The sequence below is a fragment of the Xenorhabdus cabanillasii genome (assembly GCF_003386665.1).
Taxonomy (GTDB): domain Bacteria; phylum Pseudomonadota; class Gammaproteobacteria; order Enterobacterales; family Enterobacteriaceae; genus Xenorhabdus; species Xenorhabdus cabanillasii.
Genome location: NZ_QTUB01000001.1, coordinates 2677944 through 2704748 on the forward strand (window position 1 = coordinate 2677944; position 26805 = coordinate 2704748).

General features: G+C 40.6%; 17 protein-coding genes and 2 tRNA genes. 14 read left to right on the forward strand and 5 right to left on the reverse strand.

Annotated elements, in window-relative coordinates:
• Positions 1-540 precede the first annotated feature (540 nt).
• From BDD26_RS12600 to BDD26_RS12630, 7 genes are all read left to right on the forward strand, one after another.
• The gene (locus tag BDD26_RS12600; RefSeq protein ID WP_115826714.1) at positions 541-1905 is read left to right on the forward strand and encodes an isochorismate synthase; all 1365 of its coding nucleotides are present in this window, start codon (positions 541-543) and stop codon (positions 1903-1905) included.
• A gap of 131 nt (positions 1906-2036) precedes the next feature.
• Positions 2037-3761: a 2-succinyl-5-enolpyruvyl-6-hydroxy-3-cyclohexene-1-carboxylic-acid synthase gene (menD, locus tag BDD26_RS12605; RefSeq protein WP_115826715.1), complete on the forward strand. Its 1725-nt coding sequence runs from the start codon at positions 2037-2039 to the stop codon at positions 3759-3761.
• Positions 3758-4558 carry a 2-succinyl-6-hydroxy-2,4-cyclohexadiene-1-carboxylate synthase gene (menH, locus tag BDD26_RS12610; protein ID WP_115826716.1) on the forward strand — a complete coding sequence of 267 codons (801 nt, stop codon included), beginning with the start codon at positions 3758-3760 and terminating at the stop codon, positions 4556-4558. Before menD ends, menH begins: the two co-directional genes overlap by 4 nt.
• Before the next feature lie 12 nt (positions 4559-4570).
• Entirely contained in the window at positions 4571-5428 is an 858-nt protein-coding gene (menB, locus tag BDD26_RS12615) for a 1,4-dihydroxy-2-naphthoyl-CoA synthase (RefSeq protein ID WP_115826717.1), read from the forward strand.
• Positions 5428-6438 (forward strand): o-succinylbenzoate synthase, encoded by a 1011-nt coding sequence (gene menC / locus BDD26_RS12620; protein ID WP_115826718.1) that lies wholly within the window; start codon positions 5428-5430, stop codon positions 6436-6438. The genes menB and menC overlap by 1 nt, the downstream gene beginning before the upstream one ends.
• Positions 6429-7847: an o-succinylbenzoate--CoA ligase gene (gene menE / locus BDD26_RS12625; protein WP_115826719.1), complete on the forward strand. Its 1419-nt coding sequence runs from the start codon at positions 6429-6431 to the stop codon at positions 7845-7847. Before menC ends, menE begins: the two co-directional genes overlap by 10 nt.
• Positions 7848-7958: 111 nt before the next feature.
• Positions 7959-8501 carry a YfaZ family outer membrane protein gene (locus BDD26_RS12630; RefSeq protein ID WP_115826720.1) on the forward strand — a complete coding sequence of 181 codons (543 nt, stop codon included), beginning with the start codon at positions 7959-7961 and terminating at the stop codon, positions 8499-8501.
• A 126-nt stretch (positions 8502-8627) separates the two neighbouring features.
• Here the strand turns inward: BDD26_RS12630 and tyrP are convergent, their stop codons facing one another.
• From tyrP to BDD26_RS12645, 3 genes are all read right to left on the reverse strand, one after another.
• Positions 8628-9773, reverse strand: a complete 1146-nt coding sequence (gene tyrP / locus BDD26_RS12635) for a tyrosine transporter TyrP (RefSeq protein WP_342353467.1) — start codon at positions 9771-9773, stop codon at positions 8628-8630.
• A gap of 504 nt (positions 9774-10277) precedes the next feature.
• Positions 10278-10353: transfer RNA gene (locus tag BDD26_RS12640), tRNA-Thr, on the reverse strand.
• Between the two features lie 6 nt (positions 10354-10359).
• Positions 10360-10447 (reverse strand) — tRNA-Ser (locus tag BDD26_RS12645).
• Positions 10448-10659: 212 nt separating this feature from the next.
• Between BDD26_RS12645 and rcsD the strand changes: the two genes are divergently transcribed.
• Together rcsD and rcsB are read left to right on the forward strand one after the other, a co-directional pair.
• A complete protein-coding gene (gene rcsD, locus BDD26_RS12650; RefSeq protein WP_115826722.1) occupies positions 10660-13359 on the forward strand; it encodes a phosphotransferase RcsD in 2700 nt (899 codons plus the stop codon).
• A gap of 8 nt (positions 13360-13367) precedes the next feature.
• On the forward strand, positions 13368-14018 hold the full coding sequence (gene rcsB, locus BDD26_RS12655; protein ID WP_038261116.1) for a response regulator transcription factor RcsB: 651 nt from the start codon (positions 13368-13370) through the stop codon (positions 14016-14018).
• 90 nt (positions 14019-14108) lie between these two features.
• On the opposite strand, the gene rcsC is transcribed toward rcsB, so the two are convergent.
• Together rcsC and gyrA are read right to left on the reverse strand one after the other, a co-directional pair.
• Positions 14109-16997, reverse strand: a complete 2889-nt coding sequence (rcsC, locus tag BDD26_RS12660; protein WP_115826723.1) for a two-component system sensor histidine kinase RcsC — start codon at positions 16995-16997, stop codon at positions 14109-14111.
• A 239-nt stretch (positions 16998-17236) separates the two neighbouring features.
• Complete coding sequence (gene gyrA, locus BDD26_RS12665; protein WP_115826724.1) at positions 17237-19876, reverse strand: DNA topoisomerase (ATP-hydrolyzing) subunit A; 2640 nt, start codon at positions 19874-19876, stop codon at positions 17237-17239.
• A 209-nt stretch (positions 19877-20085) separates the two neighbouring features.
• Between gyrA and ubiG the strand changes: the two genes are divergently transcribed.
• The 5 genes from ubiG to BDD26_RS12690 all read left to right on the forward strand — a co-directional run bounded on the left by ubiG (position 20086) and on the right by BDD26_RS12690 (position 26147).
• Positions 20086-20820, forward strand: coding sequence for a bifunctional 2-polyprenyl-6-hydroxyphenol methylase/3-demethylubiquinol 3-O-methyltransferase UbiG (gene ubiG, locus BDD26_RS12670; RefSeq protein WP_038261110.1), 735 nt, complete (start codon positions 20086-20088; stop codon positions 20818-20820).
• 359 nt (positions 20821-21179) lie between these two features.
• A complete protein-coding gene (nrdA, locus tag BDD26_RS12675; RefSeq protein WP_115826725.1) occupies positions 21180-23471 on the forward strand; it encodes a class 1a ribonucleoside-diphosphate reductase subunit alpha in 2292 nt (763 codons plus the stop codon).
• A 12-nt stretch (positions 23472-23483) separates the two neighbouring features.
• The gene (nrdB, locus tag BDD26_RS12680) at positions 23484-24614 is read left to right on the forward strand and encodes a class Ia ribonucleoside-diphosphate reductase subunit beta (RefSeq protein ID WP_038261104.1); all 1131 of its coding nucleotides are present in this window, start codon (positions 23484-23486) and stop codon (positions 24612-24614) included.
• 1 nt (position 24615) lies between these two features.
• Positions 24616-24882, forward strand: a complete 267-nt coding sequence (yfaE, locus tag BDD26_RS12685; protein ID WP_038261101.1) for a class I ribonucleotide reductase maintenance protein YfaE — start codon at positions 24616-24618, stop codon at positions 24880-24882.
• 494 nt (positions 24883-25376) lie between these two features.
• Positions 25377-26147 (forward strand): N-acetylmuramoyl-L-alanine amidase, encoded by a 771-nt coding sequence (locus tag BDD26_RS12690; RefSeq protein WP_115826726.1) that lies wholly within the window; start codon positions 25377-25379, stop codon positions 26145-26147.
• Positions 26148-26805 lie beyond the last annotated feature (658 nt).

Here is a 26805-nt window from a genome sequence, read left to right on the forward strand (position 1 = left end):
TGTGACTTTATATCAATGGGTATTTTATGAAAAACAATAGATGTAACATCAGGTAATATTGTTTCTTAATTTTATTATGGGTTTAATAAGTAATACCTTATTGTTATTTTTCTATATGAAATAAAGGTATTGTATTTAACCTGTTGTTTCTAATTGCTTTTGGGAATTTTCTTATAGTATTTTGAATTTAATATTTATGAAAGAAATTAACCACAATAAAAAATGTTAATTATGAGTGTGAATATTTTTCATTGCTGATATTTTTGATAATTATTATCGGTGGGTAATTTGTTTTTTTAATCTTATTTTTGAGTTTTGAGAATGATTTTATTATCTTTTTGCCAATGAGAATTATATTTTAGGTTTTTGGTGAGGTGACATTCACAAACATTAAATTAGTTATTTTTTTGATAACTAAGTTTGGTATGTGAGCCTTGTGTTGTCCAACCGCATAAACAACTATACAAACAATAAGTACTTTAATAATTCCTGCCGACTCGTATAATTTTGCGTTTTATTGTGTTACTAGTGGGGAAGCTTGTGGATCAGATTGCCAATATCATCGCTGATATATGCGAAATTCTTAATACCAAAAATATTAGCGAAGTTGGTATTCAGTCGTTCAGCTTTTCGCTTCCGGCAACCAGTGATACTGATTGGCTGGAATGGCTGGCAGTTCAACCTCATTATCCACAGTTTTACTGGCAACACCGGGATGGGCATGAAGAAGTTGCTGCCTGTGGGCAAATTCGCCTCTTCAGTAATGCAATTAAGGCAGAGAAGTTTTTACATCAACACGCTCAATTTCCCCAAATGCGTATTTGGGGATTAAATGCATGGGAAAAGACTGATGTTTGCCATATCAGGAATAATCAGAATAAAGAGCAATTGCAGGAAAGTAAGAAAAGTACAGGTAATGAAGAAAGTTACTTGTTCTTACCGAGAATGGAAATACGTCGTTATCATGGTGCAACCCATTTATATCTGAATATTGATGGACAGGCTGATATCGATAATATTCATCTGTTTCTTAGACAAATTGTCCCGCGTCAACCATTCCAGACATCGTATGCAGCGGTATTGAATGCAACTCATACGCCTGAAAATGAACAGTGGAATATTTTGCTGAAACAAGCATTGAATGCTATTACCCAGAAAAAGATGGAAAAGGTTGTGATGGCACGGAAAACAGAACTTACGCTGAATATGCCCTTGCAAGCTGCGCAATTTATGGCTTCCAGCCGTGGAGTAAATCATCGTTGTTATCATTTTATGCTGGCGTTCAATGATAATCGGGCTTTTCTTGCTTCTACCCCGGAACGGCTTTATTACCGCTATCAGTTACAGATATTTACTGAAGCATTAGCAGGAACAACGGTAAATTCTGAGGATGCTCAGAAAGCAAAAGAGTTAGGGCAATGGTTATTGGCAGATAAAAAGAACCAACATGAAAATTTGATTGTTGTGGATGATATTTGTCAGCGTCTGCAAGGTGGAGTCGAATCTATTGATGTTGCTCCTCCTGACGTGATCCGTCTACGTAAGGTGCAACATTTACGCAGGCATATTCACGGTGTCTTAAATCAGGTATGTGACAGTGATTGTTTACACCGTTTACAACCGACGGCTGCTGTCGCAGGTTTACCGAGAGAAGCCGCTCGACAATTTTTGGCAGAAAATGAACCATTTCACCGTGGCTGGTATGCCGGATCTGCGGGGTATTTATGTTTGGAGCAGAGTGAATTTGCTGTTTCGTTGCGATGCGCCTATATAAATGGTGATTTATTGTCATTATATGCGGGAGCTGGCATTGTTTCCGGCTCTGATCCTGAGCAGGAATGGATGGAAATTGAGAATAAAGCCGCAGGACTACGTTCATTGTTAGGTAACTTGGCAAATGAATAATTTCATGGAAATAACGTCAATTACATGGCATTTATTTGAGCTATGACAAAGAAGGCGTTTTTAAGAGAATAAGTGTGAATAATGTCTTATATAATCCATTCTATTTTTTAAAAGAAGTTTTCTAACACTCTATGTCAAACAGCGCACTGAACCGTCGTTGGGCGGAACTTTTACTGGAAGCACTGACTCGTCATGGTTTGCGTCATGTCTGTATTGCTCCCGGTTCTCGTTCCACACCATTGACTCTTTCCGTTGTAAAGAAAGCTGCCGTTGAGAACGGTAAACTGATATGCCATACCCATTTTGACGAAAGAGGGCTGGGCCATCTGGCGCTAGGATTGGCAAAAGCGAGTCAGGAACCCGTTGCTGTTATTGTGACGTCCGGAACCGCAGTAGCTAATCTGTATCCTTCCCTGATTGAAGCCGGGCTAACCGGCGAGCGATTGGTTTTTCTTACTGCGGACAGGCCACCGGAATTAATCGATTGTGGTGCCAATCAGGCTATTCGTCAGAGTGATATTTTTGCCTCACATCCGACTCAAACACTTTCTCTACCACGGCCGACCACTGATATTTCAGCCAGTTGGCTGGTTTCTGTTGTTGATAATGCGATGTCAAATCTAAAGCAAGGAGGATTGCATATCAATTGCCCTTTTGCTGAGCCGCTATATGGTGACGATGAAAAATATCAGGCATGGCTGCAAGCCCTGGGCGATTGGTGGCAAGGCCACCAGCCGTGGCTTAAACAATCGGTAACGCATATGATTGCCAAAGTAGCGGATTGGGATTGCTGGCGGAAGAAACGCGGTGTCGTACTGGCAGGAAGAATGGGAGCCGAAGAAGGGAAACTTGTTGCACAGTGGGCGAAAGAAATGGGCTGGCCATTGATCGGAGATGTGTTGTCTCAAACAGGTCAGCCTTTGCCTTGCGCTGATTTATGGCTGAACCACCCCTGTACGCAGGAAATCCTGGCAAAAGGGCAGTTGGTTATTCAGTTTGGCACCAGTCTGACCGGAAAAAGATTATTGCAATGGCAGGCAAAATGTCAGCCAGAAGAGTATTGGATTATTGATCCTATTGTGGGAAGGCTTGATCCCGCTAATCATCAGGGACGCAAGTTTACCTGTCATGTGGCTGATTGGTTACGGGATCATCCCGCTCAAACGGAGATGCCTAATGTTTTTGAGACGAGGACTTTTGGGACGAATGTTGCTTGGGCGAATGAACTGGGGATTTGGTCTGAAAAAGCATTCGGCTGTGTTAGCGCACAACTGGATGGAAAATTCAGTGAGGCAGCGGTTGCTCATCAGCTACATCAATTATTACCACAGCAAGGGCAGCTATTTGTCGGCAATAGTTTGATTGTGCGTTTGATTGATGCGTTAGGGCAACTCCCTGCGGGTTATCCGGTTTACAGCAATCGTGGCGCAAGTGGTATTGATGGGTTAATAGCAACTTCTGTCGGGGTGCAACGGGCAACCAGTAAACCGACTTTAGCGATTATTGGCGATATTTCCGCGCTTTATGATTTGAATAGTTTAGCTTTATTACGGGAGAGCACCTCACCCATGGTGTTGTTTATCGTAAATAATAATGGCGGCCAAATTTTTTCATTACTGCCCACGCCGCAGGAAACACGCCAGCGTTTTTACTGTATGCCGCAAAATATCAATTTTGACCACGCTGCTGCCATGTTTGGCTTGAATTATAGCGCGCCACAAAGCTGGTCTGAATTAAAACGGTCTGTTGAACAGGCATGGCAGCAAAAAACAGCGACAATCATTGAACTAATCGTGACAGATAACGAAGGTGCGGTATGTTTGCAAGCGTTGCTGAAACAGGTGACTGAACTATGAAATTGGCCTGTCAGATATTCAATCCAGACAGGCAGGCTACATGGCTGGTTTGGTTGCATGGTCTGCTAGGGTGTGGCAATGAATGGCTGCCCATTGTAAGCGCCTGTAACCAACATGCTTCTTTAGTGATTGATTTACCCGGTCATGGTGACTCTGCCGATATTACGGCTGTAGGTGGTTTTGCAGGAATGAGTAAGCTATTGAATGAAACCTTGCTTGCCTGCCAGATCCATGATTACTGGCTAATCGGCTACTCCCTTGGTGGGCGGTTTGCTATGTACTATGCGACTCAAAACTATGCAACTCAAAACCATGCGACTCACAGTCACCAAAAAGGATTAAGGGGAATATTGGTAGAAGGGGGAAATCCGGGGCTGTTTTCTCAGCAGGAGCGCGATGCCAGATTGTTGCATGACAGGCATTGGGCACAACGTTTTCGTAAAGAATCCATGTTGGCAGTTTTGGCTGACTGGTATCAACAACCTGTATTTGCAGATTTGTCACCGGAACAGCGCTCCCATTTTATTCATCTCCGCAGCCGAAACAGAGGCTGTAGTATTGCCGACATGTTAGAAAATACCTCACTTGGGCACCAGCCATGGCTGGTGCCTGCCTTACAAAAATTGACAGTACCTTTTGCTTATTTATGTGGTGAACACGATCAGAAATTTAAAGAAATAGTGAAACAGTATGCACTACCATCAAAAATAATTCCCCAGGCTGGACATAATACTCACAGCAGCAATCCCGCAGATTTTTCTGCCGCAGTGAACCATTTTTTATCACTTTTTGGTTAAGGAAGTTCAATAATGCTCTATCCAGGCGAAGAAAAATTGTATGCCCCGATTGAATGGCAAGATTGTTTCAACAGGTTTGAAGATGTTCTCTATCATAAATCTCCGGACGGTATCGCCAAAATCACCATTAACCGTCCACAAGTGCGTAATGCTTTTCGTCCTCTGACCGTTAAAGAGATGATTCAGGCACTGGCTGATGCCCGCTATGACGATAGCATTGGCACGATTATCCTGACAGGAATGGGAGAAAAAGCATTCTGTGCAGGAGGAGACCAGAAGATCCGTGGCGATTATGGTGGTTATAGAGATGAAGGCGGAACACATCATCTGAATGTATTAGATTTTCAACGTCAAATCCGTACCTGCCCAAAACCAGTTGTTGCTATGGTTGCCGGATATGCTATCGGTGGAGGACATGTATTACATCTGATGTGTGATCTGACCATTGCAGCAGACAATGCAATTTTTGGTCAGACAGGCCCCAAAGTGGGTTCATTTGATGGTGGCTGGGGAGCATCTTATATGGCGCGGATTGTGGGGCAGAAAAAAGCCCGTGAAATCTGGTTCCTGTGCCGCCAATACAGTGCACAGGAAGCGCTTGATATGGGGCTGGTCAATACCGTTGTTCCTTATGCTGAGCTGGAAAAAGAAACAGTACGCTGGTGCCGTGAAATGCTGGAAAACAGCCCAACGGCGTTGCGTTGTCTGAAAGCTGCATTAAATGCGGATTGCGACGGCCAGGCTGGTTTGCAGGAGTTAGCGGGAAATGCCACCATGTTGTTCTATATGACTGAGGAAGGGCAGGAAGGACGTAATGCGTTCAACGAGAAACGTCACCCTGATTTCAGTAAATTTAAACGTAATCCATAATGCGTAAAGCAACCTTATATCAATACAGCCTGCCTATGGAGGCAGGTGTTATTTTACGTTACCAACGTCTGAAAACCCGCGATGGTCTTTTAGTGCATGTGCAGGAAAATGGCAACCATGGTTGGGGAGAAATTGCCCCACTGCCGGAATTCAGTCATGAAACGCTTGAGCAAGCCCGCCACGCTGCGGTGAAATGGTTAACGCTTTGGTGTAAAAAACCTTGTTGGCAAAACGAGACAGGACGAAATAAAAAACCAGAGCAAAGTGAATTACCTTCTGTCGCATTTGGTATCAGTTGTGCCCTTGCTGAATTACAGGGTGAACTTCCCGCAGAGGCTAATTATCACAAAGCCCCATTATGTACGGGAGATCCTGATGATGTGATCTTGCGTCTGGGAAAAAGAGCGGGGCGGAACATTGCTAAGGTGAAAGTCGGGCTTTATGAAGCCGTACGGGATGGGATGGTAGTTAATCTCTTACTGGAAGCCGTGCCCGATCTACAACTGAGGCTGGATGCCAACCGCAGTTGGACGCGGGCGAAAGCTGACGGATTTGCGAAGTATGTCAATCCTGATTATCGGCAGCGTATTGCTTTCCTGGAAGAACCTTGTAAAACCCGTGAAGACTCACTGGCATTTGCCCGTGAGACAGGTATTGCCATTGCGTGGGATGAAAGTGTTCGTGAAGCAGGTTTCACAGTAGAAGCCCAGGAAGGTGTTACAGCTATCATCATTAAACCGACGTTGGTCGGTAGTATTGCCCGTTGTCGTCAATTGGTCACTGAGGCTCATCAGGCCGGGTTAGATGCAGTGATAAGTTCAAGTATTGAAACCAGTTTTGGTCTGACACAACTGGCCCGTTTAGCATATTGGCTGACACCAGAGACACTGCCGGGGCTGGATACGCTCGATCTGATTCAATCGCAACTTATCCGTTGCTGGCCAGACAGTGATATTCCTTGTGTGGCATTAAACGAACTGGAAGTGATGTGGAGTTATGAATGTCGTTAGTGTCGTTTAATCAATGGCCATGGCATCATTGGGCGGTTTGCTATCCAGAAAAACAGGCAATTTGGTTGTGTGATAAAGCAGTAACCTGGCAGGAATTGGCAAAAAAAATTATCACCATTGCAGATTGCTTCCGGCTACAGGGAGTATCACAAGGTGATGGTGTGATCCTGAGAGGCAAGAACAGCGCAGATCTCTTGTTGTGTTATCTTGCTGTTCTGCAATGCGGGGCAAGAGCCTTGCCGCTCAATCCTCAGCTTCCTGAATCGTTGTTGATAGAATTACTTCCTCACCTGAATCTGGCATTTGTGGCTGATTTTACCGATTTACCGGTATCGGTCATTCAGGCAACGGAACTCGACTGGCAAGCTGCGTTTACAGTTACGTCAGGCGAAAGCATGTCAGGTAAATGTGTTTCATGGGATATCAATCGCCCGGCCAGCATGATCCTGACTTCAGGATCTTCCGGGTTGCCCAAAGCCGTGGTGCATTCTATTGGTGCTCACCTTGCCAGCGCACAGGGCATCCTTTCACGCATAGATTTTCAGCCAGATGATCGTTGGTTACTGTCATTGCCACTATTTCATGTCTCTGGTCAGGGAATACTTTGGCGCTGGCTATTGAAAGGTGCAGAACTGGTGCTGCGGGATATCGACTCTCTGGATAAAGCCTTATCGGGTTGCACGCATGCTTCATTAGTACCGACTCAACTGTGGCGCTGGCTTTCCCAACCTCGTGATCATGATCTGACTTTGAAAGATGTGTTATTAGGCGGGGCAATGATACCGTTGGAACTTATTCGACAAGCTGAGCAGCTTGGGGTCCGCTGTTGGTGCGGTTATGGTTTGACTGAAATGGCATCAACAGTCTGTGCAAAACGTGCAGATGGTTTATCAGGAGTAGGAACGCCATTACCGGGAAAAGAGATCCGTTTGTTGGATGAGGAAATACAGATCCGGGCAGACAGTCGCGCTATGGGTTATTGGTTTGATGGGAAATTAAAACCATTAGCCGAAGAGGAAGGCTGGTTTCCGACCCGTGACCGGGGCGTTTTTAAACAGGGCGAATTACGTATTTTGGGACGTTTTGATAATCAATTTTTCAGTGGTGGTGAAGGTATTCAGCCGGAAAATATTGAGCGTATTATTAATCTGCATCCCCAAATCCAACAAAGTTTTGTTGTTCCAGTGCCTGATACTGAATTTGGGCATCGGCCTGTTGCAGTGATAGAAACAAACTATCCTCAACTTACAAAAATACTTGCTGATTGGCTTTCCGATAAACTTGCTACATTCCAACGACCTGTAGCTTGTTATTTGTTACCGGAACATTTGAAAAATGGCGGGATAAAAACTTCACGTCAACAGGTCAAAGAATGGGTACTGAAACGATACAGTGTTTACATATCTTGATGAATCTAAATAGTTTATTACATTCATTATCTATAGTGTTTATTGGATTTCAGTAAAATGGCTCACGAATATTAGCAAACTCCCATAATTACTGATTGAGAAGAGATAAATATGAAAGGTTTTATTGCTGTCAGTGCAGCCAGCTTGCTCTTTGTGGCAGGTACTGCAAATGCAATTTCTGTGAATGTAGAAGCAGGAAAACACTATACTAGCACGTCTGCGGGGATTGGTGATAAAAATGCGGGATTGTCCCTCAATGGAAATTGGACTCGCAGTGATCATAATGGCCAGCTAGGGAGCCTGGGGGCTGCTTTTGCTTTGCCGATTGGCCCGATAACAGCAAGTGTTGGTGGTAAGGCTCTCTACTTGTCACCCAAAGTGGGGAAAGATGGTGCTGCATTGGCTGGTGGTGTTGGCCTCAGTTGGGAAGTAATGCCTTCTTTGTCATTATACGGTGAGGCCTATGGTGCTCCATCGGGTTTAACTTCTGGCATTGATTCTTATACTGAGGCAGCAGGCGGAGTTCGTTATACTCTCTTTAAACCAATAACCATTAATGCTGGTTATCGGATTATTGATTTAAAAGGAAAAAATGGAAATCGCAACAATAAAGTGTCAGACGGTTTTTACATCGGAGTGGGTGCGAGTTTCTAACATGTTCTATACCCAATTTCTATACCCAATGGATTTCAAGATGCAGCCAACAAACAGGTAGCTTGAAAGACGAAGGGTATAAATTAGGGTTATCCGATCCGCATCATTAAAGATGCGGATAATTATTTACCCTACTTCTGGCAGCATACCTGTGACAATTCCAATCTGAATGGCAATTACAGCCAGGCCACAAAGGAAAACCAATATCAATGCGGGGTTGCCACCTTTAACACGATATCCACCCTGATTTTCTTCACGGCTGCGCCAAACCAGCAGGCAGGGAAGTAACAGAGCCAGAATAGACAGAGCAACAGCAGCGAATGTCAGCGCCATAACAAAGTTAGGGTAAAACAGGGCGCAAAGCATGGGGGGAGTAAAAGTCATCAAACCAGTTTGCAAACGTCCTTTGGCGTGGTTACGGCGTTTTAGCAGGTCAGCAAGATAATCAAACAGACCGAGTGAAACCCCAAGGAATGATGTCGCCAGTGCAAGGTCAGCAAACAGGTGGACAGCAAGTTCTACTTTTGGTGAAGCAACAACTTCTCTGACTGCTTGCAGTAAACCGTTCAAACCAGATTGCTGTGCAAGAATACCGACAAAGGTGCTGGAAGAAATAGCTCCAAGAGTAACCAGTTGCCACAGGATGTAAGCGCCCAACGGAATAGCACTACCGATAATAAATATCTTCCGTAGCTTATTTGTATCTCCTTTCATATAGGAAACAATACTTGGCACACTGCCGTGAAACCCGAACGAAGTAAAAATCACCGGAATAGCAGATAGTACAAGCCCTTTTTCCATTGGCATAGATATCAAGTTGATTTTATCAACATGAGGCATCATCACACCGAGTACGACTACCAGAAAAACGATTTTGGCGGTAAACAGCAGGCGATTAATTACATCAACGGATTGCGTGCTGATACAGACTACACCTCCGGCAACTATCGTAAACACAATGATCCCGGTAGAGACAGTAATTGTTTTATCCATCCAGGCGGAAAGACTGACAGCCAGTAATTCACCTGCACCACTGATATAGGCTGTTGTCAGGGCATACATCAGAAATAGCATACTGAAACCCGTTAACACTTGTCCGCCGATCCCCAGATAGCGTTTGGCAATGGTGCCCAAGCCTGTATTGGCTTGATTATATTGATAAACTTCTACCAGCAGAAGTGCAGTGTAACTCATCAATGCCCATAAAATGATTAACATGGCTAGTATTGTTCCAAAACCTACACCTGCCGCAGCCAATGGCATTGCCAGCATCCCGGCTCCAATCGTCGTCCCGGCGACGATAAAAATACTGCCAATAGTGCGATTCTTCACGCGATCCTCGTCTCTGAATATGTTGGAAAAATAGTTATAAGACAGGCAGGGTAAAGGATTGATTTATGGCTGTCAAATTTATAGTACATTTGATGTAAATAAATAATTACACTATATGCCAGTGGAAAAAAACAATGAAAACGGATAATTTCTTATCGTTATTTGTGGGAGCATGATTTGGGTGAAAGAGGATAGTATTTTGGAGGAAAAATGAATGCAAAGGCAGTCTTCACCTTAACTTGTATAATCAGGTTGCTACTGCTTTATGTATCTGGTCGATAGCTCAATCTCTGTTACTAAAATAATTAGCTCTGAGATACCCGTGTTTTTAGCCTTATGTTTACATTTCGTCAGTGTCCGGTTGAAAAATTGAACCTGATAGAGACGTCAGAAAAAACAGAAAAGAAAAAACCCGTTATCCTGAGATAACGGGTTATTCTTGTATGGTGCCGGCTACCGGAGTCGAACTGGTGACCTACTGATTACAAGTCAGTTGCTCTACCAACTGAGCTAAGCCGGCGAAATTTGGCGGAAGGATAGAGATTCGAACTCTAGGATGGTTTCCCATCGGCGGTTTTCAAGACCGCTGCCTTCGACCGCTCGGCCATCCTTCCATGGCGCGAGATTATGCCTATCTCTCTGAGATGTGTCTAGCCCTTAAAAAGAAAAAATTGTGATTTTTTTACTGCTTGCTCAATCTTCGAACGCTAATGGCCTTTTTATCCGCTAACCTGCTAGTATTATCACAGCTCAATAAATTAGTTAACTTCGAATTGATTTAAAATTAACCACAAATATATCCACATTAAAGGCAGCCATCCAAAGAATGTATAAACAAGCATCTATTAAACCATCTGTTGTTCCCCGATTTTACGCGCTGTTTATTATTTTGCTTTTTACGTCTCTATTTTTATTCGGGTATAACTATTTTGATAGTTGGTTGACGGAGAAAAAATATGCTATCAGTAGTGTAACGGCCAAGATGCGATTGCAGATCCAAGATTATCGCTATCATGCTGGTCGTATCTTCGAACAGTCTAATATTCAGCCATCCTCCTCACAGGAGATTGCATCATCATTAGAATTGCGTCCCAATATTTATTGGCTGGAAAATCATAACAAAAATATCGATGCAATTATTTTTGGTCGTTACAACGATTCAAGTGTTCAACTGGCTCAGAGGCTATCTAACTATCTTGAAATTCTTTGGGGATCACGTAGTGAATATGAATCCATGTATTATCTCAATGGCAAGGATAACAACTTACTATTGGTGACTACACATCCTATTTTAAAACCGGAAATCAGGTTCAAAGAAAGTTATCTGACTCTAACTTCTGACATTAAGCGTTCTGAAATGTTGGCACAATCAATAACATTGGATGAAAAGGAAAGTATTTCATCCATTCACGTATTACGTGGTGAGAATGTTTATTACTATACTTATAAAGCTGTGTTCAATTTACCAGGGCAATTAACTACGGTTATTGCCTTTGATTTACCTATTAATAATCTTTTGTCGGTTGATATGTTGCCAGCAAATTTTCGGTTGTATCCGAATAACGAATATGATCTTGAGAAGACGGATAAAGTTGATGTCTCGTTAATCGGTTTTTGGCTGGAGTTTTCTCAACCACTTAAGATTATGCAGTATAAATTGGTATATCAGGTTCCTTTAAAAGCACTTATTGTGGATTTCTTGATCAGAAATATCTGGTTATTGCTCTCGATATTGCTTTTTTTACTATTTTCATTCAGTGGATTACTTTATATCCGTCGTCGATATATCACTCCTAATGCATCAATGGATCAAGAGCTAAAAATCAAAGATTCTCTGAGGAATGATATTATTTCTAATATTTCTACCGGATTATTGGTTTATGACTTTATGTCAAATCGGTTGATCAGTAGTAATAAGATTGCAGAGAAACTGATGCCTTATCTTGATTTGAGTAAAGTTAAGATCATGGCAGAACAACATAATGGCGTTATTCAGACATCCATTGAGGATGAAGTTTATGAAGTAAAAATGTATAGCAGTAGTTTATTACCAGAGACTTATCTATTCTTATTGCAGGATAGAGATCAAGAAGTGATGGTTAGTAAGCGATTACAACTTGCTCAACGAGAATATGATAAAAATGTGTATGCCAGACGTTCAATGTTACAGAATATTAATTCTGAAATAAAAAAGCCGATTCAGGAGTTGAGTGATATAGCTATCCAATTGAAAAATATATCACAAGATGAAAATAAGTATGGCTTGCTGGATAAATTACTGCGTAAATCAGAATTCATTACAGAGTGGGTTGAAAATATTTCTTTACTCAGCGAGTTAGAGTCTGGTGATTGGCAACCAGCTAATGAAGTATTTTCTTTATCTTCACAATTGGAGAATTTATTGAAATTATCTCTGCCAACACTAAATTCTAAAGGATTGAGGATTTATTATCATTTTAATATTTCTTATGAGTCGGTATTTTCTGGCGACAGAATAGCATTAAATAAAATCGTTTTGCTGTTATTAAATTATGCTATCACAACAACCAGTTATGGTAAAATATCCCTCAGTGTCAATAGCTCTGATAAACATGACAATTATATACAGATTGATTTGATTGACAGTGGTTCAGGTCTTAGTAATAAAGATCTTGCCAGCTTAAATTATCCTTTCTTGAATAAATTAGCAGAAGACAAATATTATACAAATTCTGGATTGGTTTTTTATTTATGTAACCAATTGTGCAAAAAAATGGAGGGGAGTTTTGAAATTAAAAGTAAGCAGGGATTGGGAGCCCATTATATTGTTAGTTTACCTCTTCCTCAATACGGTGAACATGTTGAACCCCCTCAGCTATTGGAAGGTGTTATAGCACTAATCGATATCAGTAATCCCGAAATTAAAAAAATAATCCGTAATCATCTTGATAATTATGGAGCAATATATTTTGACAATAGTACGGAGAGTGTTACGGAAGAATACGATATCATTCTTACTGATAAACAGTACAAAGTAGAAAAGCCAACTATATTATTAGTAGGTAATTTGATAGGGTTTAAGAAGATGAGACCTAGTTTGGTTCAGTGTAATTACAACTTTGCTGGTGCTGTTATCAATGCGATATCGTTACTGATTGAAGAAGATTTCAGTTTAGTTGAATCCGAAGAGGTTTACGGGAGTCCGAAACAAGAATGTGATCTTGTTGAGAATGTCGATAGTAATATTTGTAATACCCTCAAAAGTTATCAAACACAGTTAGTAGACAGTAATTATAAGAAATTATTTGTAGAGACAGTACCGATGGATATTACTAAACTGTATACTGATATGGAACAATATGATTTGATATCACTTTCGCAAACGGTACACCGCCTTAAGGGTGCGTTTGCTATGTTAGACTTTAAATTGCTCAAATCATCATGTGAGGCGTTGGAACAACACATAGCAGACAATAATGAAGTAGAAATCAAAAGTAGCATCAGCCGTATTGATTCCTTTGTCACAAAGCTGTTGCAGCCAAGGTAACCAATAATATGAATAACCTTAATGTTATTATTGCTGATGACCATCCCATTGTTTTATTTGGCATCCGCAAGTCACTTGAACAAATTGAGTGGATTAATGTTGTCGGTGAGTTTGAAAATTCGACTACACTGATTAATAGTTTGCCACATATAGAAGCAGATGTTCTCATAACGGATTTGTCAATGCCTGGTGACAAATATGGTGATGGTATCACCCTGATAAAATATATTAAACGCCATTATCCGACACTGGCTATCATCGTTCTTACGATGAACAATAATCCAGCTATTTTAAGTGCAGTACTTGAACTTGATATTGAGGGGATTGTGTTAAAGCAGGGAGCACCAACAGATTTACCTAAGGCACTTACTGCACTGCAAAAAGGGAAGAAATTTACACCTGAAAGTGTTTCTAAATTGTTGGAGAAAGTTAATGCTAACGGTTATGGAGATAAACGTTTATCTCCGAAAGAGAGTGAAGTATTGCGTTTATTTGCTGAAGGTCTTCTCGTTACAGATATTGCTAAGAAGCTTAATCGCAGTATAAAAACCATTAGTAGCCAGAAAAAATCAGCGATGATCAAACTGGGAGTTGATAACGATATTGCATTACTTAATTATTTATCTTCAGTCACTATTGATAATGATGTGATTAAATAACCAATAGTTATTTTTTCTGAGTGTAAGATCGGTGATTAAAATTACCGATCTTATATTATAAAATAAGCAACCATCATCTAATCCAATTGATTATGCTTTTAGAGATTCTTTTCTTTGTTGATGAACTACAGCCTGATATCTTTCAGGTAAATATTTTATTAATGTATCTTTCAGTTTTGTTAGTGATACAGGTTTCAATAGACAATAATCCATGCCGACATCGGCACAACGTTGTCTTTCTTCTGCCATTGCATTAGCTGTGACACCAATAATCGGTTTATTATACCCTTTATTTCTTAAGTATTTTGTGAATTCATACCCATCCATATTTGGCATATTAACATCTGTCAGAATAATATCAGTTGTATTATTTTCCAGATGTTCAATAGCATCAATACCATCGTTGGCCATTTCTGTCTTGAATCCTAGCGAATTTAATTGTTCGACCAATAAATGACGATTGATGGGATGATCATCAACAACTAAGATTTTAATTGAATTTAATCTATCATCTGTTTTGATAGAGTTTGTTGAAACAGGGGATTGGAGAGTATGATCATTATTGGATAACAAATCATCAATGAAATAAATAAAATCACTGATTTGATAAGTGTTATGTAACCAGTAATTACTTTGAGTTTTTTCTGGTGAGCCAATATGGTTTTCTGATATTTCAATAAAATAACGAACGGCAATATCCAGTTCAATAGGCTGGTCACTGATTAAAAATTCAGTACCGTCGATTTGACTTTCATTATACGAAGTAATTTGAAAATGTGCTCTTGTCAAAAGATTATATAGATATTCTTCTAAATAATCATTACGAACAGCCAATATAATTTTCTGTTGAGTATGGTTTGGAGAAAATGTGTTAGCATGATATTTTTCCTTATCATATTTTGCATTATATAGAGGAAGCCGGATAGAAAAAATGCTACCAATATATTGTTGTGATATAAATTCAATATCACCATCCATCAGATTGATTAGTTTTTCACAAATCGCTAAGCCCAACCCTGTACCTTGTGATGCATTCTCTTTATTGGCACTGGTCTGAAAAAATGGTTCAAAAAGTTGCTCTTGTAATTTATGCTCGATTCCTAATCCTGTATCTTTAATACTGATATACAGGTAGCCATGTCTCACTGTAATGGATATGACAATACAGCCAGTCTCTGTAAATTTAATGGCATTATTTAGTAGATTAGAAATAATTTGTTGTAATCTTACCGGATCGTTATTTATATAGTCAGGAACATCTGGGTTGATGTAACAGTAGAATCCCAGATTTTTTTTTGTTATAAGAGGAAGATAGTTTGAGATTACATGCGATATGACTTCTTTACAGCTAAATTCTTTAACATCAATTTTAAGTTGGTTAGATTCTATTTTGGAAAAATCGAGAATATCGCTAATGATTTTCAACAATAGTGATGATGAGTTATTCATTGTTGATAATAACCGCGCAGCCTCTGATGCTAATGGATAAGATTGCAATAATTCCAGATTTCCAATGATGCCATATAGTGGTGTTCTCAATTCATGGCTGACGGTTGCCAGAAACATTGATTTCGCCTGATTAGCTTGTTCTGCGGCTGAAGCCATCTCTTGTAATGATTTCTCCATTTTAGCTCGGGTACTGATATCAACCAGAACACAGATTGCTACTTCCTCATTGCGATAACGTGAATGTACGAAGCTAATTTGTAGATGATTATTATTACTAGTAACAATATCAATATAGCTGCTGGTTTTATCACAAATGATATCAATGATACGTTTTTGATCTTCCAGCGTCAGCATTCGAGTATAGTTATGTGCAAGTTCATTACTCAGTATATTAGCACCATCACTGATCCGTAAAATACTAATGCCGACAGGAGCAGAGGCAACGATTTTATGATTGAATTGTTCGTGTTCTTCAAGGCGAAGAGCATTATTTTCAGCAGGGGAAAACATTTTACGTTCGAACAGCCAAACGAAAGAAATGATCAGAATTGCAGAAATAATATTTAAGATGAGACTGTTAATGATTTTTATCTTGAAACCATCAAAAATATTTTTTACAGGCAAGGCATATATGACACTGAATGATGATGGAGCCAAACGCCGCTTTAACACTAAGTGGCTATAATCTTCATTATAGCCAAAGTAAGGGATCTGTATATTATGATCTACGGGATAAGCTTTACTATCCTTTCTTAAAGGATAATGTAACACAGGCTTATTGTGCTGATTAAGTAACGTTAGCGTTGCATCTGTATCAGGTCTTTGTAAAAAGGTTTCCAGCCTGATAGGTTGTTCGACACCTATCATTGCGACCATTTTTCCATTGCTATAAATAGGGGAAAGAATATAAAAGCTACCATTGTCTGGAGTTGTACCCACCGAAAGCCAATAGACATTCTGTTCTTTTCCCTGTTGCTGCGCGAATACTAACTGGCGGTAATTTTCATAGACCATCTTTTTCAGCGTATCAGGCTCTGTTATTGCCCCACGAATTGGAAAATTCACCATACACATGCTTTGAACGTCTGCCAAAAAAATTTGATTTACTCCCTGTGGCATCACAACATTATCTTTCCAGAAAAAGATCAGATTATTTAAGGCATGTAAATAATTATAAGGTTCTTTACGTAATAGTTCACAATTTGAGTTCATATTCAGAGGAGTATACAAAAATTGTGAGTTATTATATGGTGGGTTAATAGTCAGAGTTTTTTTATTCTCTTGTGATAAATATTTCTCTGTCATATATTGAAGGTCGTGTAAGGTATTAGTAGTTTCTCGCACATAAGAGAACATTATATCGTAGTCAGAATTATATTCTTGACGGATGTCTGATGTCGCTTTATTAAAAAGATTTGTCAGATAAAAAATGGTTAATAAGGCACCTAATGCCCATAACATAAAACCAAGCACCCGAAAAAGGTAGCGGGATATCTTTAGTGATGTTCGGAATGAAGATAGATATCTCAAGAGGTCGCCTGATAAAAAATGTGATTAATAATAACTATTAACAGCATATACTAGTGTAGCAGGGAATACAAAGCAGCATTTTGTACCTGGTAATTCTTTGAAAAAAATGGCACAAAAAAGCAGGCATTAAAATGCCTGCTTTTTAATACATTGTGGGTTTTTCAGATTTGCAGCTTTATTGGCTGCAATCCGAAATTCATTAAGTATAATTTTATGGATGAATCAGGAAAAGGCAGATATTATTCCTGACTTTCTGATTCATTACTTCCTTCATCAGCGGAAGAGGCTGCTGTATTGCCATCCTCTTCATCATCAGGTTCAGCAACACGCTGCAAACCCACGACTTTTTCATCATCTGCCGTGCGGATCAAGGTGACCCCTTGAGTATTACGTCCGACAGTACTGACTTCAGAAACACGAGTACGAACCAGTGTTCCCGCATCAGTAATCATCATGATCTGGTCAGTTGGTTCAACCTGAATTGCACCAATCACGTTACCGTTACGTTCACTGACTTTGATGGAGATAACGCCTTGGGTTGCACGAGACTTCGTTGGGTATTCTTTCTGGGCAGTACGTTTTCCATAACCATTTTCAGTGACTGTCAGGATTTGACCTTCGCCACGAGGAATGATCAAGGAAACAACTTTATCTCCTTCCGCCAGTTTGATACCACGGACTCCGGTTGCAGTACGCCCCATAGCGCGAACGCCTTTCACTCGAACCGTCCCATCTTCCAGTGCCTCCTCTTCCTCTTCAAGGAAGCGTACAACCTTGCCCTGTGCAGAGAATAGCATAACTTCGTTGCTGCCATCAGTGAGGTCAACGCCGATCAGCTCATCTCCCTCATTCAGATTAACTGCAATGATACCGGCACTACGCGGACGACTGAACTCGCTGAGTTTAGTCTTCTTGACGACCCCACTTGCTGTCGCCATAAATATGTTCAATCCTTCTTCATATTCACGAACAGGCAGAATGGCCGTAATACGTTCGTCTTGTTCTAATGGCAGCAGGTTAACTATAGGTCGGCCACGGGCACCACGGCTTGCTTCTGGCAGTTGATAAACTTTCAGCCAGTACATCTTGCCTTTGTTGGAGAAGCAAAGAATAGTGTCGTGGGTATTGGCTACCAACAGACGTTCAATGAAATCTTCTTCTTTGATACGCGCTGCTGATTTACCTTTACCGCCACGGCGTTGTGCTTCGTAATCAGATAAAGGTTGGTATTTCACGTAACCCTGATGGGATAGTGTTACCACAACATCTTCCTGATTGATCAGGTCTTCAATATTGATATCTGCGGAATTTTCAGTCAATTCAGTACGACGTTTATCTTTGTACTGCTCTTTGATAGCAATTAACTCTTCCCGAATAACTTCCAGCAAACGTTCCGGGCTTTCCAGGATGAACAACAGTTCAGCAATGACTTTCAACAGTTCACGATATTCATCGAGCAGTTTTTCATGCTCCAGCCCTGTTAATTTCTGTAAACGCAGATCCAAAATGGCCTGTGCCTGCTGTTCGGTCAGGTAATACTTACCGTCATGAATACCAAATTCTGGTTCCAGCCATTCAGGACGTGCAGCATTATCACCAGCCTGTGCCAGCATTGCTGCAACATTGCCTAATTCCCATGCTTGAGAAATGAGGCTTGCTTTAGCTTCAGCAGGCGTTAGAGCCTGGCGGATCAGTTCGATCACAGGATCGACATTCGCCAGTGCAATAGCCAGTGCCTCAAGGATATGAGCGCGGTCACGAGCTTTGCGCAGTTCAAAAATTGTTCTGCGAGTGACAACTTCGCGGCGGTGGCTGACAAATGCAGAAAGAATATCTTTCAGGTTAAGTAGCTTAGGTTGTCCTTGATGTAGGGCAACCATATTGATACCGAATGAAACCTGCAACTGGGTGAGTGAATACAAGTTATTCAGGACAACCTCACCGACAGCATCGCGTTTCACTTCAATAACGATACGCATACCATCTTTATCAGATTCGTCACGTAATGCACTGATCCCTTCAATACGCTTTTCCTTCACCAGTTCAGCGATTTTCTCGATCAGGCGGGCTTTATTTACTTGATAAGGGATTTCACTGACGATAATGGTTTCACGGCCATTTTTTTCATCAGTCTCTATTTCTGCACGGGCACGGATATAAATTTTACCGCGGCCGGTACGGTAGGCTTCCTGAATACCACGACGTCCATTAATAATGGCCGCTGTTGGGAAATCAGGCCCCGGGATATATTCCATTAGGCCTTCAATACTGATGTTTTCATCATCAATATAGGCCAGACAGCCATCAATCACCTCAGATATATTATGAGGTGGGATGTTAGTCGCCATACCGACCGCTATCCCTGATGAACCGTTCACAAGTAAGTTAGGAATACGGGTTGGCATTACATCGGGAATTTGCTCTGTACCATCGTAGTTAGGCACAAAATCGACAGTTTCTTTTTCTAAGTCTGCCAGCAATTCATGGGCTACTTTTGCCATGCGTACTTCGGTATAACGCATCGCAGCCGCAGAATCGCCATCAACTGACCCGAAGTTCCCCTGGCCGTCAACCAGCATGTAACGCATGGAGAATGGCTGTGCCAGACGTACAATCGTGTCATAAACAGCGGTGTCGCCATGTGGATGGTATTTACCAATCACATCCCCAACAACGCGGGCAGATTTTTTATAGGGTTTATTCCAATCGTTTCCTAATACATGCATCGCAAAAAGTACACGGCGATGTACTGGCTTCAGTCCATCTCGAACATCTGGCAGTGCGCGTCCAACAATAACGGACATCGCATAATCCAGATATGAGCTTTTCAGCTCTTCTTCGATATTGACCGGGGTGATTTCTCTGGCAATGTCGCTCATGGAGCCACTGTCCCTCATACTCCGAATTCAAAGGCTTAGAATTATACCACAAATTGACAGTTTTATAAAAACCAGATGCGGGTATTTCAAGATTAAGATGTGTATAATAATTTCGTATCACACATCCCCATAATACTGTTACATTTTCTGTGAATCAGTTTTCTGTGAACCAGTTTTCTGTGAAGCAGCCTCCAGGAGCGATATTGCTGATGAACGCTAAAACCCCCGATTCACCCATTCAATCACACGCTAATGTGGATCAACAGGAAATCGAAAAATTTGAAGCCGTTGCTTCCCGATGGTGGGATCTTGAAGGTGAATTCAAACCATTGCATCGCATTAATCCATTGCGTTTGAACTACATCCTGCAACGGGCTGAGGGTCTTTTCGGTAAGAAAGTATTAGATGTTGGATGTGGTGGCGGGATCCTATCAGAAAGTATGGCTTGTGAAGGGGCAGATGTGACCGGTCTGGACATGGGTTTTGAGCCACTACAAGTTGCCCGGCTGCATGCGTTGGAATCTGGTATATCAGTTAAATATGTGCAGGAAACGGTAGAAAGCCATGCTGAGCAACAGCCACATTCCTATGATGTAGTAACTTGCATGGAAATGCTTGAACATGTACCGGATCCTGAATCTGTCATTCATGCGTGTGCCAAATTAGTTAAGCCTGGTGGTCATGTCTTTTTTTCAACTATTAACCGCAATCGAAAAGCATGGTTAATTGCTGTCATCGGTGCAGAGTATATTTTAAACATGGTGCCAAAAGGGACACATGATGCGAAAAAATTTATTCGTCCTTCAGAGCTGATTGGCTGGCTGGATAAAACCTCTCTGAAAGATCAACATATTATCGGTTTACATTACAATCCGTTAACAGATAAATTCCGGCTTGGACACAATGTGGATGTGAACTACATGCTTCATACCCGATCAGCCTAACAGAATCAATTAAGGGATTAATAAAGCAACAAATAGATCTTATTTTTAAGATTTTATTTTTGGGTTTTCGCCGATAGGCTTGCGAAAGTAACATCAAGTAACTACGCAGGTTATCGGCTTTTCGGCAAAATTAATCCTCAAGTTATCCACAAAACTTCCTGATCTTGTACACTTGATAAAACGCGAAATTAACATTATCTTGTTATTACAGTTTTATTCACCCCCTATATATTGTGTTTCTGGACGTTTCACTGCTACTAGTTCCCAACGGGTTTTCAGTCATCTTGAGGGCATCGTGCTGTCAACGATCAGAAAAGGCAATTATAGGTGAAATACGAAAAGAGAAGGTGTATTTCCTCATGAACCAGAGTCTGCTAGTAACCAAGCGTGATGGACATAAAGAACAAATTGATCTTGATAAAATTCACCGGGTTGTCACCTGGGCTGCTGAAGGTCTGAAAAATGTCTCAGTGTCACAAGTAGAACTGCGTTCCCAGATTCAATTTTATGATGGTATTAAGACATCTGATATCCATGAAACTATGATCAAAGCCGCGGCTGACCTGATTTCAAGTGATGCTCCGGATTATCAGTATCTGGCCGCTCGTTTAGCCATCTTTAACCTGCGCAAAAAGGCTTACGGTCAGTTTGAGCCACCTGCGTTATATGACCATGTTGTACATATGGTTGAGTTAGGTAAATACGACAAACATTTGCTCGCAGACTACTCCAAAGAAGAATTCGAGCAAATGAACAGTTTTATTGACCATCTGCGTGATATGGATTTTTCCTATGCAGCGGTTAAACAGCTTGAAGGAAAATATCTGGTACAAAACCGTGTAACTGGCGAAATTTATGAAAGCGCTCAGTTCCTGTACATTTTAGTTGCGGCATGCCTGTTTTCCGCTTATCCGAAAGAGACGCGCCTGGATTACATTCGCCGTTTCTATGATGCGGTTTCTACTTTTAAAATTTCGTTGCCAACACCAATCATGGCAGGAGTTCGTACACCAACCCGTCAATTCAGTTCCTGTGTTCTGATTGAATGTGGCGATAGCCTTGATTCTATCAATGCAACATCCAGTGCGATTGTCAAATATGTTTCTCAACGCGCGGGCATTGGTGTGAATGCTGGTCGTATTCGTGCAATGGGTAGTCCAATCCGTGGTGGTGAAGCTTTCCATACTGGCTGTATTCCATTTTATAAACACTTCCAGACAGCAGTGAAATCCTGTTCTCAGGGGGGCGTACGTGGTGGTGCTGCGACGTTGTTCTATCCACTGTGGCATCTGGAAGTAGAAAGCTTGTTGGTACTGAAAAACAACCGTGGTGTTGAAGGTAACCGTGTTCGGCATATGGATTATGGTGTGCAGATCAACAAACTTATGTATGAACGTTTGATCAAAGGACAGGAAATTTCTCTGTTCAGTCCGTCTGATGTGCCTGGCTTATATGACGCTTTCTTTGCTGATCAGGATGAATTTGAACGTCTGTATACTCTGTATGAAAATGACAACGACATTCGTAAACAGCGCGTCAAGGCCGTAGATCTGTTCTCTTTGATGATGCAGGAACGTGCTTCAACTGGACGTATTTATATCCAAAACGTTGACCATTGTAATACACATAGCCCGTTTGATCCGGCTATTGCACCTGTTCGTCAATCTAACCTGTGTTTGGAAATTGCACTGCCAACCAAGCCATTGAACGATATTAACGATGAAAACGGCGAAATTGCGCTGTGTACGTTGTCTGCTTTCAACCTTGGCGCTATTAAAAATCTGGATGAGTTGGAAGAATTGGCAGATTTGGCTGTCCGTGCACTGGACTCTCTGCTGGATTATCAGGACTATCCGATTGTTGCTGCCAAGCAGGGTTCAATGGGGCGTCGTACGCTAGGCATTGGTGTAATTAACTTCGCTTATTATCTGGCGAAAAATGGTGTTCGTTATTCTGACGGTAGTGCCAATAACCTGACTCACAAAACATTTGAAGCCATTCAGTACTATTTGCTGAAAGCTTCTAATAAGCTGGCTAAAGAGCAGGGAGCATGTCCGTGGTTTGGTGAAACTACTTATTCGCAGGGCATCCTGCCGATTGATACGTATAAAAAATCACTGGATGCATTAACCAGCGAACCGTTGCATATGAATTGGGAAGCACTACGTAGCGATATTCTGCAATACGGTCTGCGTAACTCAACTTTATCAGCACTGATGCCTTCAGAAACATCCTCGCAGATTTCCAATGCGACCAATGGTATTGAGCCACCGCGAGGCTACGTCAGTGTTAAAGCATCAAAAGACGGTATCTTGCGCCAGGTTGTACCGGAATATGATCGCCTGAAAAGGTCTTATGAATTGCTGTGGCAAATGCCTGGCGTTGATGGTTATCTGCAATTGGTGGGGATTATGCAGAAATTTATCGATCAATCGATTTCTGCTAATACTAACTATGATCCGGCACGTTTTCCTAATGGCAAAGTTCCGATGAACCAATTGCTGAAAGATTTACTGCTCGCTTACAAATATGGTGTGAAAACACTGTATTACCACAACACCCGTGATGGTGCGGAAGATGTTCAGGATGATTTGGAAGAGGTTGTTGAATCTGCTGATTCCGATTGTGAAGGCGGCGCGTGTAAAATTTGATTTGAGGAAACTATGTCCTATACCACTTTTTCACAAGTAAAAAATGATCAATTACAGGAGCCGATGTTTTTCGGCCAATCTGTGAACGTAGCGCGTTATGATCAGCAAAAGTATCCTATTTTTGAAAAATTGATCGAAAAACAGCTCTCGTTTTTCTGGCGTCCAGAAGAAGTTGATGTTTCCCGTGACCGCATTGATTTCAATGGGTTGCCAGATCACGAAAAGCATATTTTTATCAGTAACCTTAAATATCAGACATTATTGGATTCTATTCAGGGGCGTAGCCCGAATGTGGCGTTTCTACCGTTGATTTCGATTCCTGAATTAGAAACGTGGGTTGAAACATGGTCGTTTTCAGAGACAATCCATTCGCGTTCTTATACGCATATTATCCGTAATATTGTTAATGATCCTGCGGTCATATTCGACGATATCGTGGCAAATGAGCAGATCTTGAAGCGTGCGAAAGACATTTCGAAGTATTACGACGATCTGATTGAAATGACCAACTACTATCATCAGTTGGGCGAAGGTACGTACAGCGTTGCTGGTCAAGAAATAACGGTTAGTCTGCGTGCACTGAAAAAACAGCTTTATTTATGTTTGATGAGTGTTAACGCATTGGAAGCAATTCGTTTCTACGTCAGCTTTGCATGTTCATTTGCTTTTGCTGAACGTGAATTGATGGAAGGAAATGCGAAGATAATCAAATTAATCGCCCGTGATGAAGCCTTGCATTTGACAGGTACTCAGCACATGTTGAACTTGCTGCGTTCTGGTCAGGATGATCCTGAAATGGCAGAAATTGGCCAAGAGTGTGAACAGCAATGTTATGACCTGTTTGTGCAGGCGGCAGAGCAGGAGAAAGAGTGGGCGGATTATCTGTTCAAAGATGGCTCCATGATTGGTCTGAACAAAGATATTCTGTGCCAGTATGTTGAATATATTACCAATATTCGCATGCAGGCGGTGGGCTTGAAGTTGCCATTTGAAACACGCTCTAATCCAATTCCTTGGATTAATTCGTGGTTGGTTTCTGATAACGTTCAGGTGGCTCCACAGGAAGTCGAAGTCAGCTCTTACTTGGTCGGTCAGATTGATTCGGAAGTCAATACTGAGGATCTCAGCGGTTTCGAACTCTGATATGGCTGATTACAAAGTTACCCTGTCGTCTGGGCGGGGATTATCTCTCTATTATTCTTCCAGTTTACACAGTAATTTGTTGGAAGCTTTAGAACAAGGCAAAGTACAGACTGAATATCAATGCCGTGAGGGGTATTGTGGTTCCTGCCGGGTAAAGCTAGTGAAAGGGAAGGTAGGGTATCCTTGTAAGCCGTTAGCGTTTGTTAATGATGGTGAAATCTTACCTTGCAGCTGCTACCCCCTTTCTGATATCGAAATTGAGCTGTAATTTTTTCATCGTTGATGATGACAATTGTTACCCCAACAGAAAGGATTAACAATCCTTTCTGTTTTGCAATATCAAGCTTGTCTTTAATTGTGAACATATCAGAGTCATGAGTTGATATGCTCACTTATTTATTCTTTTGTCTTTCTAATCTGACAAGAAAAAATTGTGTGTTATATACACAGGTCATCAATTTTTTCATAATTTTAATTTAATCTGCTTCTTTATTGATTCTTCCTATCTGATCTGGTATCAAGTATATAATTACCTATATGCCTTTGGGTTCATTCCTTTGCTATTGTATTACTTCTTGAATCCCCTGTTGTGTATATCAGAAAATTGATTTTAGCTATTTCAGTGAATATTGACCGAATATAAGTATGTTATAGATTTCAAATAACTATTTATAGAAATTCTGGAAAGTAAAAGATAAATATAATTTACTCAATATAATCTAATCTATAGGATAAGCTAAGAAAAATGTAAGGAGCATAACTATGTATAAAATTGACTATAATTCGTACCGTTCAATTAAAAGTTTTAACCGACGTCCTCGATTTTTAGTGCTGCATTATACTGCATTAAATTTCGAGAAATCTATTGAGGCATTAACAGGAGAATCAGTTAGTGTACATTATTTAGTACCTAACCCAGATGATCAAACATATAAGGAAGCAGGGTTTAAGGAAATACATATATTTAATTTGGTTGATGAAATTGAAAGAGCCTGGCATGCGGGAATCAGTAGCTGGTCAGGCCGAAATAATCTGAATGATACAGCTATTGGTATTGAAGTTGTTAACGAAGCCAGTGATGATTGCGGGGTTATGACCTTCCCCCCGTATCATCCGGAGCAGGTTAATGCAATTAAAGAGTTGGCAATTAATATACTACAACGATATCCAGATATTACTCCAACTCACGTTATCGGGCATTCTGATATTGCTGTGGGTAGGAAAAGTGATCCAGGCCCTGCTTTTCCCTGGAAAGAATTATATGAAGCAGGAGTTGGAGCATGGTATGACGAAGAGACTAAACAAAAATATATTGAAGAGTTTGAGCAATCTTTTCCTGAGAAAGATAAGATTTTAAAGAAATTCAGCCAGTATGGTTATGATATTTCTGGTGCAAATGAAAACGATGGATACCAAGGCTTGATTAAAGCATTCCAAATGCATTTCCGTCAATCAAATTATGATGGGATCCCAGATATAGAAACTATCGCAATTATATATGCTCTAGTTGAGAAATATTTCCATAGGGTATAGTAACCTATATCCTCATATTGAGGAGTAAGACTATACTTAACCAGCTAAAATATAAATAATAGCTATAAATTAACACCCTGATAATTACCTTGTATTAAACACATTCTTGATGAGTTTTAAGGTGCAGCTAATGGCAAAGGAATGTAGATATTTATATGATCGAGGAAGAGCGGTAAAGGGTAGTGAAACCAGTAAAGCAATAATCTGGAAGATGGAGAGGATAAGTGTTTTGCAGTGTATTATCAGGGGATCTTTTTGTTGGCACTTATTAATTGAAAAAATTATATTTTTTCTATGAAATTAAACTGAGTAGTGATATTCAAGTTTCCATTTAGATTATAGGGTCTTGATAATTTTAATATTTTTACTAAAAAACGTGGTGATTTGTAAGGTAAGATTTATTTCAGGTGAAATTTTCTACCTGAATAGCATATATTGCTGTATTTTATTGTGTAAAAGTGGAAGTTGAAATATTTTAGAAGAGATAATTGTTTGTATTATTTGTTTTTTTGATTGATTGTTTTAATTTAATGACTAATTTCACTATATTGTTTCTTGTGCAGTTTGCTTGAAATAAAAATTATTTTTTAGTCTAAAATATTTTCCTGGTTATTTGGTTTCTACCTTGCCCTTTGATGAATGTTCATCTAATCTAAAT

What these genes read in the sequence shown, in the direction of transcription:
- menD (WP_115826715.1), top strand. Translation starts at nt 2,037, where the DNA reads ATGTCAAACAGCGCACTGAACCGTCGTTGGGCGGAACTTTTACTGGAA.
- menH (WP_115826716.1), top strand. Translation starts at nt 3,758, where the DNA reads ATGAAATTGGCCTGTCAGATATTCAATCCAGACAGGCAGGCTACATGG.
- menB (WP_115826717.1), top strand. Translation starts at nt 4,571, where the DNA reads ATGCTCTATCCAGGCGAAGAAAAATTGTATGCCCCGATTGAATGGCAA.
- menC (WP_115826718.1), top strand. Translation starts at nt 5,428, where the DNA reads ATGCGTAAAGCAACCTTATATCAATACAGCCTGCCTATGGAGGCAGGT.
- menE (WP_115826719.1), top strand. Translation starts at nt 6,429, where the DNA reads ATGTCGTTAGTGTCGTTTAATCAATGGCCATGGCATCATTGGGCGGTT.
- BDD26_RS12630 (WP_115826720.1), top strand. Translation starts at nt 7,959, where the DNA reads ATGAAAGGTTTTATTGCTGTCAGTGCAGCCAGCTTGCTCTTTGTGGCA.
- tyrP (WP_342353467.1), bottom strand. Translation starts at nt 9,773, where the DNA reads ATGCTGGCAATGCCATTGGCTGCGGCAGGTGTAGGTTTTGGAACAATA.
- rcsD (WP_115826722.1), top strand. Translation starts at nt 10,660, where the DNA reads ATGTATAAACAAGCATCTATTAAACCATCTGTTGTTCCCCGATTTTAC.
- rcsB (WP_038261116.1), top strand. Translation starts at nt 13,368, where the DNA reads ATGAATAACCTTAATGTTATTATTGCTGATGACCATCCCATTGTTTTA.
- gyrA (WP_115826724.1), bottom strand. Translation starts at nt 19,876, where the DNA reads ATGAGCGACATTGCCAGAGAAATCACCCCGGTCAATATCGAAGAAGAG.
- ubiG (WP_038261110.1), top strand. Translation starts at nt 20,086, where the DNA reads ATGAACGCTAAAACCCCCGATTCACCCATTCAATCACACGCTAATGTG.
- nrdA (WP_115826725.1), top strand. Translation starts at nt 21,180, where the DNA reads ATGAACCAGAGTCTGCTAGTAACCAAGCGTGATGGACATAAAGAACAA.
- nrdB (WP_038261104.1), top strand. Translation starts at nt 23,484, where the DNA reads ATGTCCTATACCACTTTTTCACAAGTAAAAAATGATCAATTACAGGAG.
- yfaE (WP_038261101.1), top strand. Translation starts at nt 24,616, where the DNA reads ATGGCTGATTACAAAGTTACCCTGTCGTCTGGGCGGGGATTATCTCTC.
- BDD26_RS12690 (WP_115826726.1), top strand. Translation starts at nt 25,377, where the DNA reads ATGTATAAAATTGACTATAATTCGTACCGTTCAATTAAAAGTTTTAAC.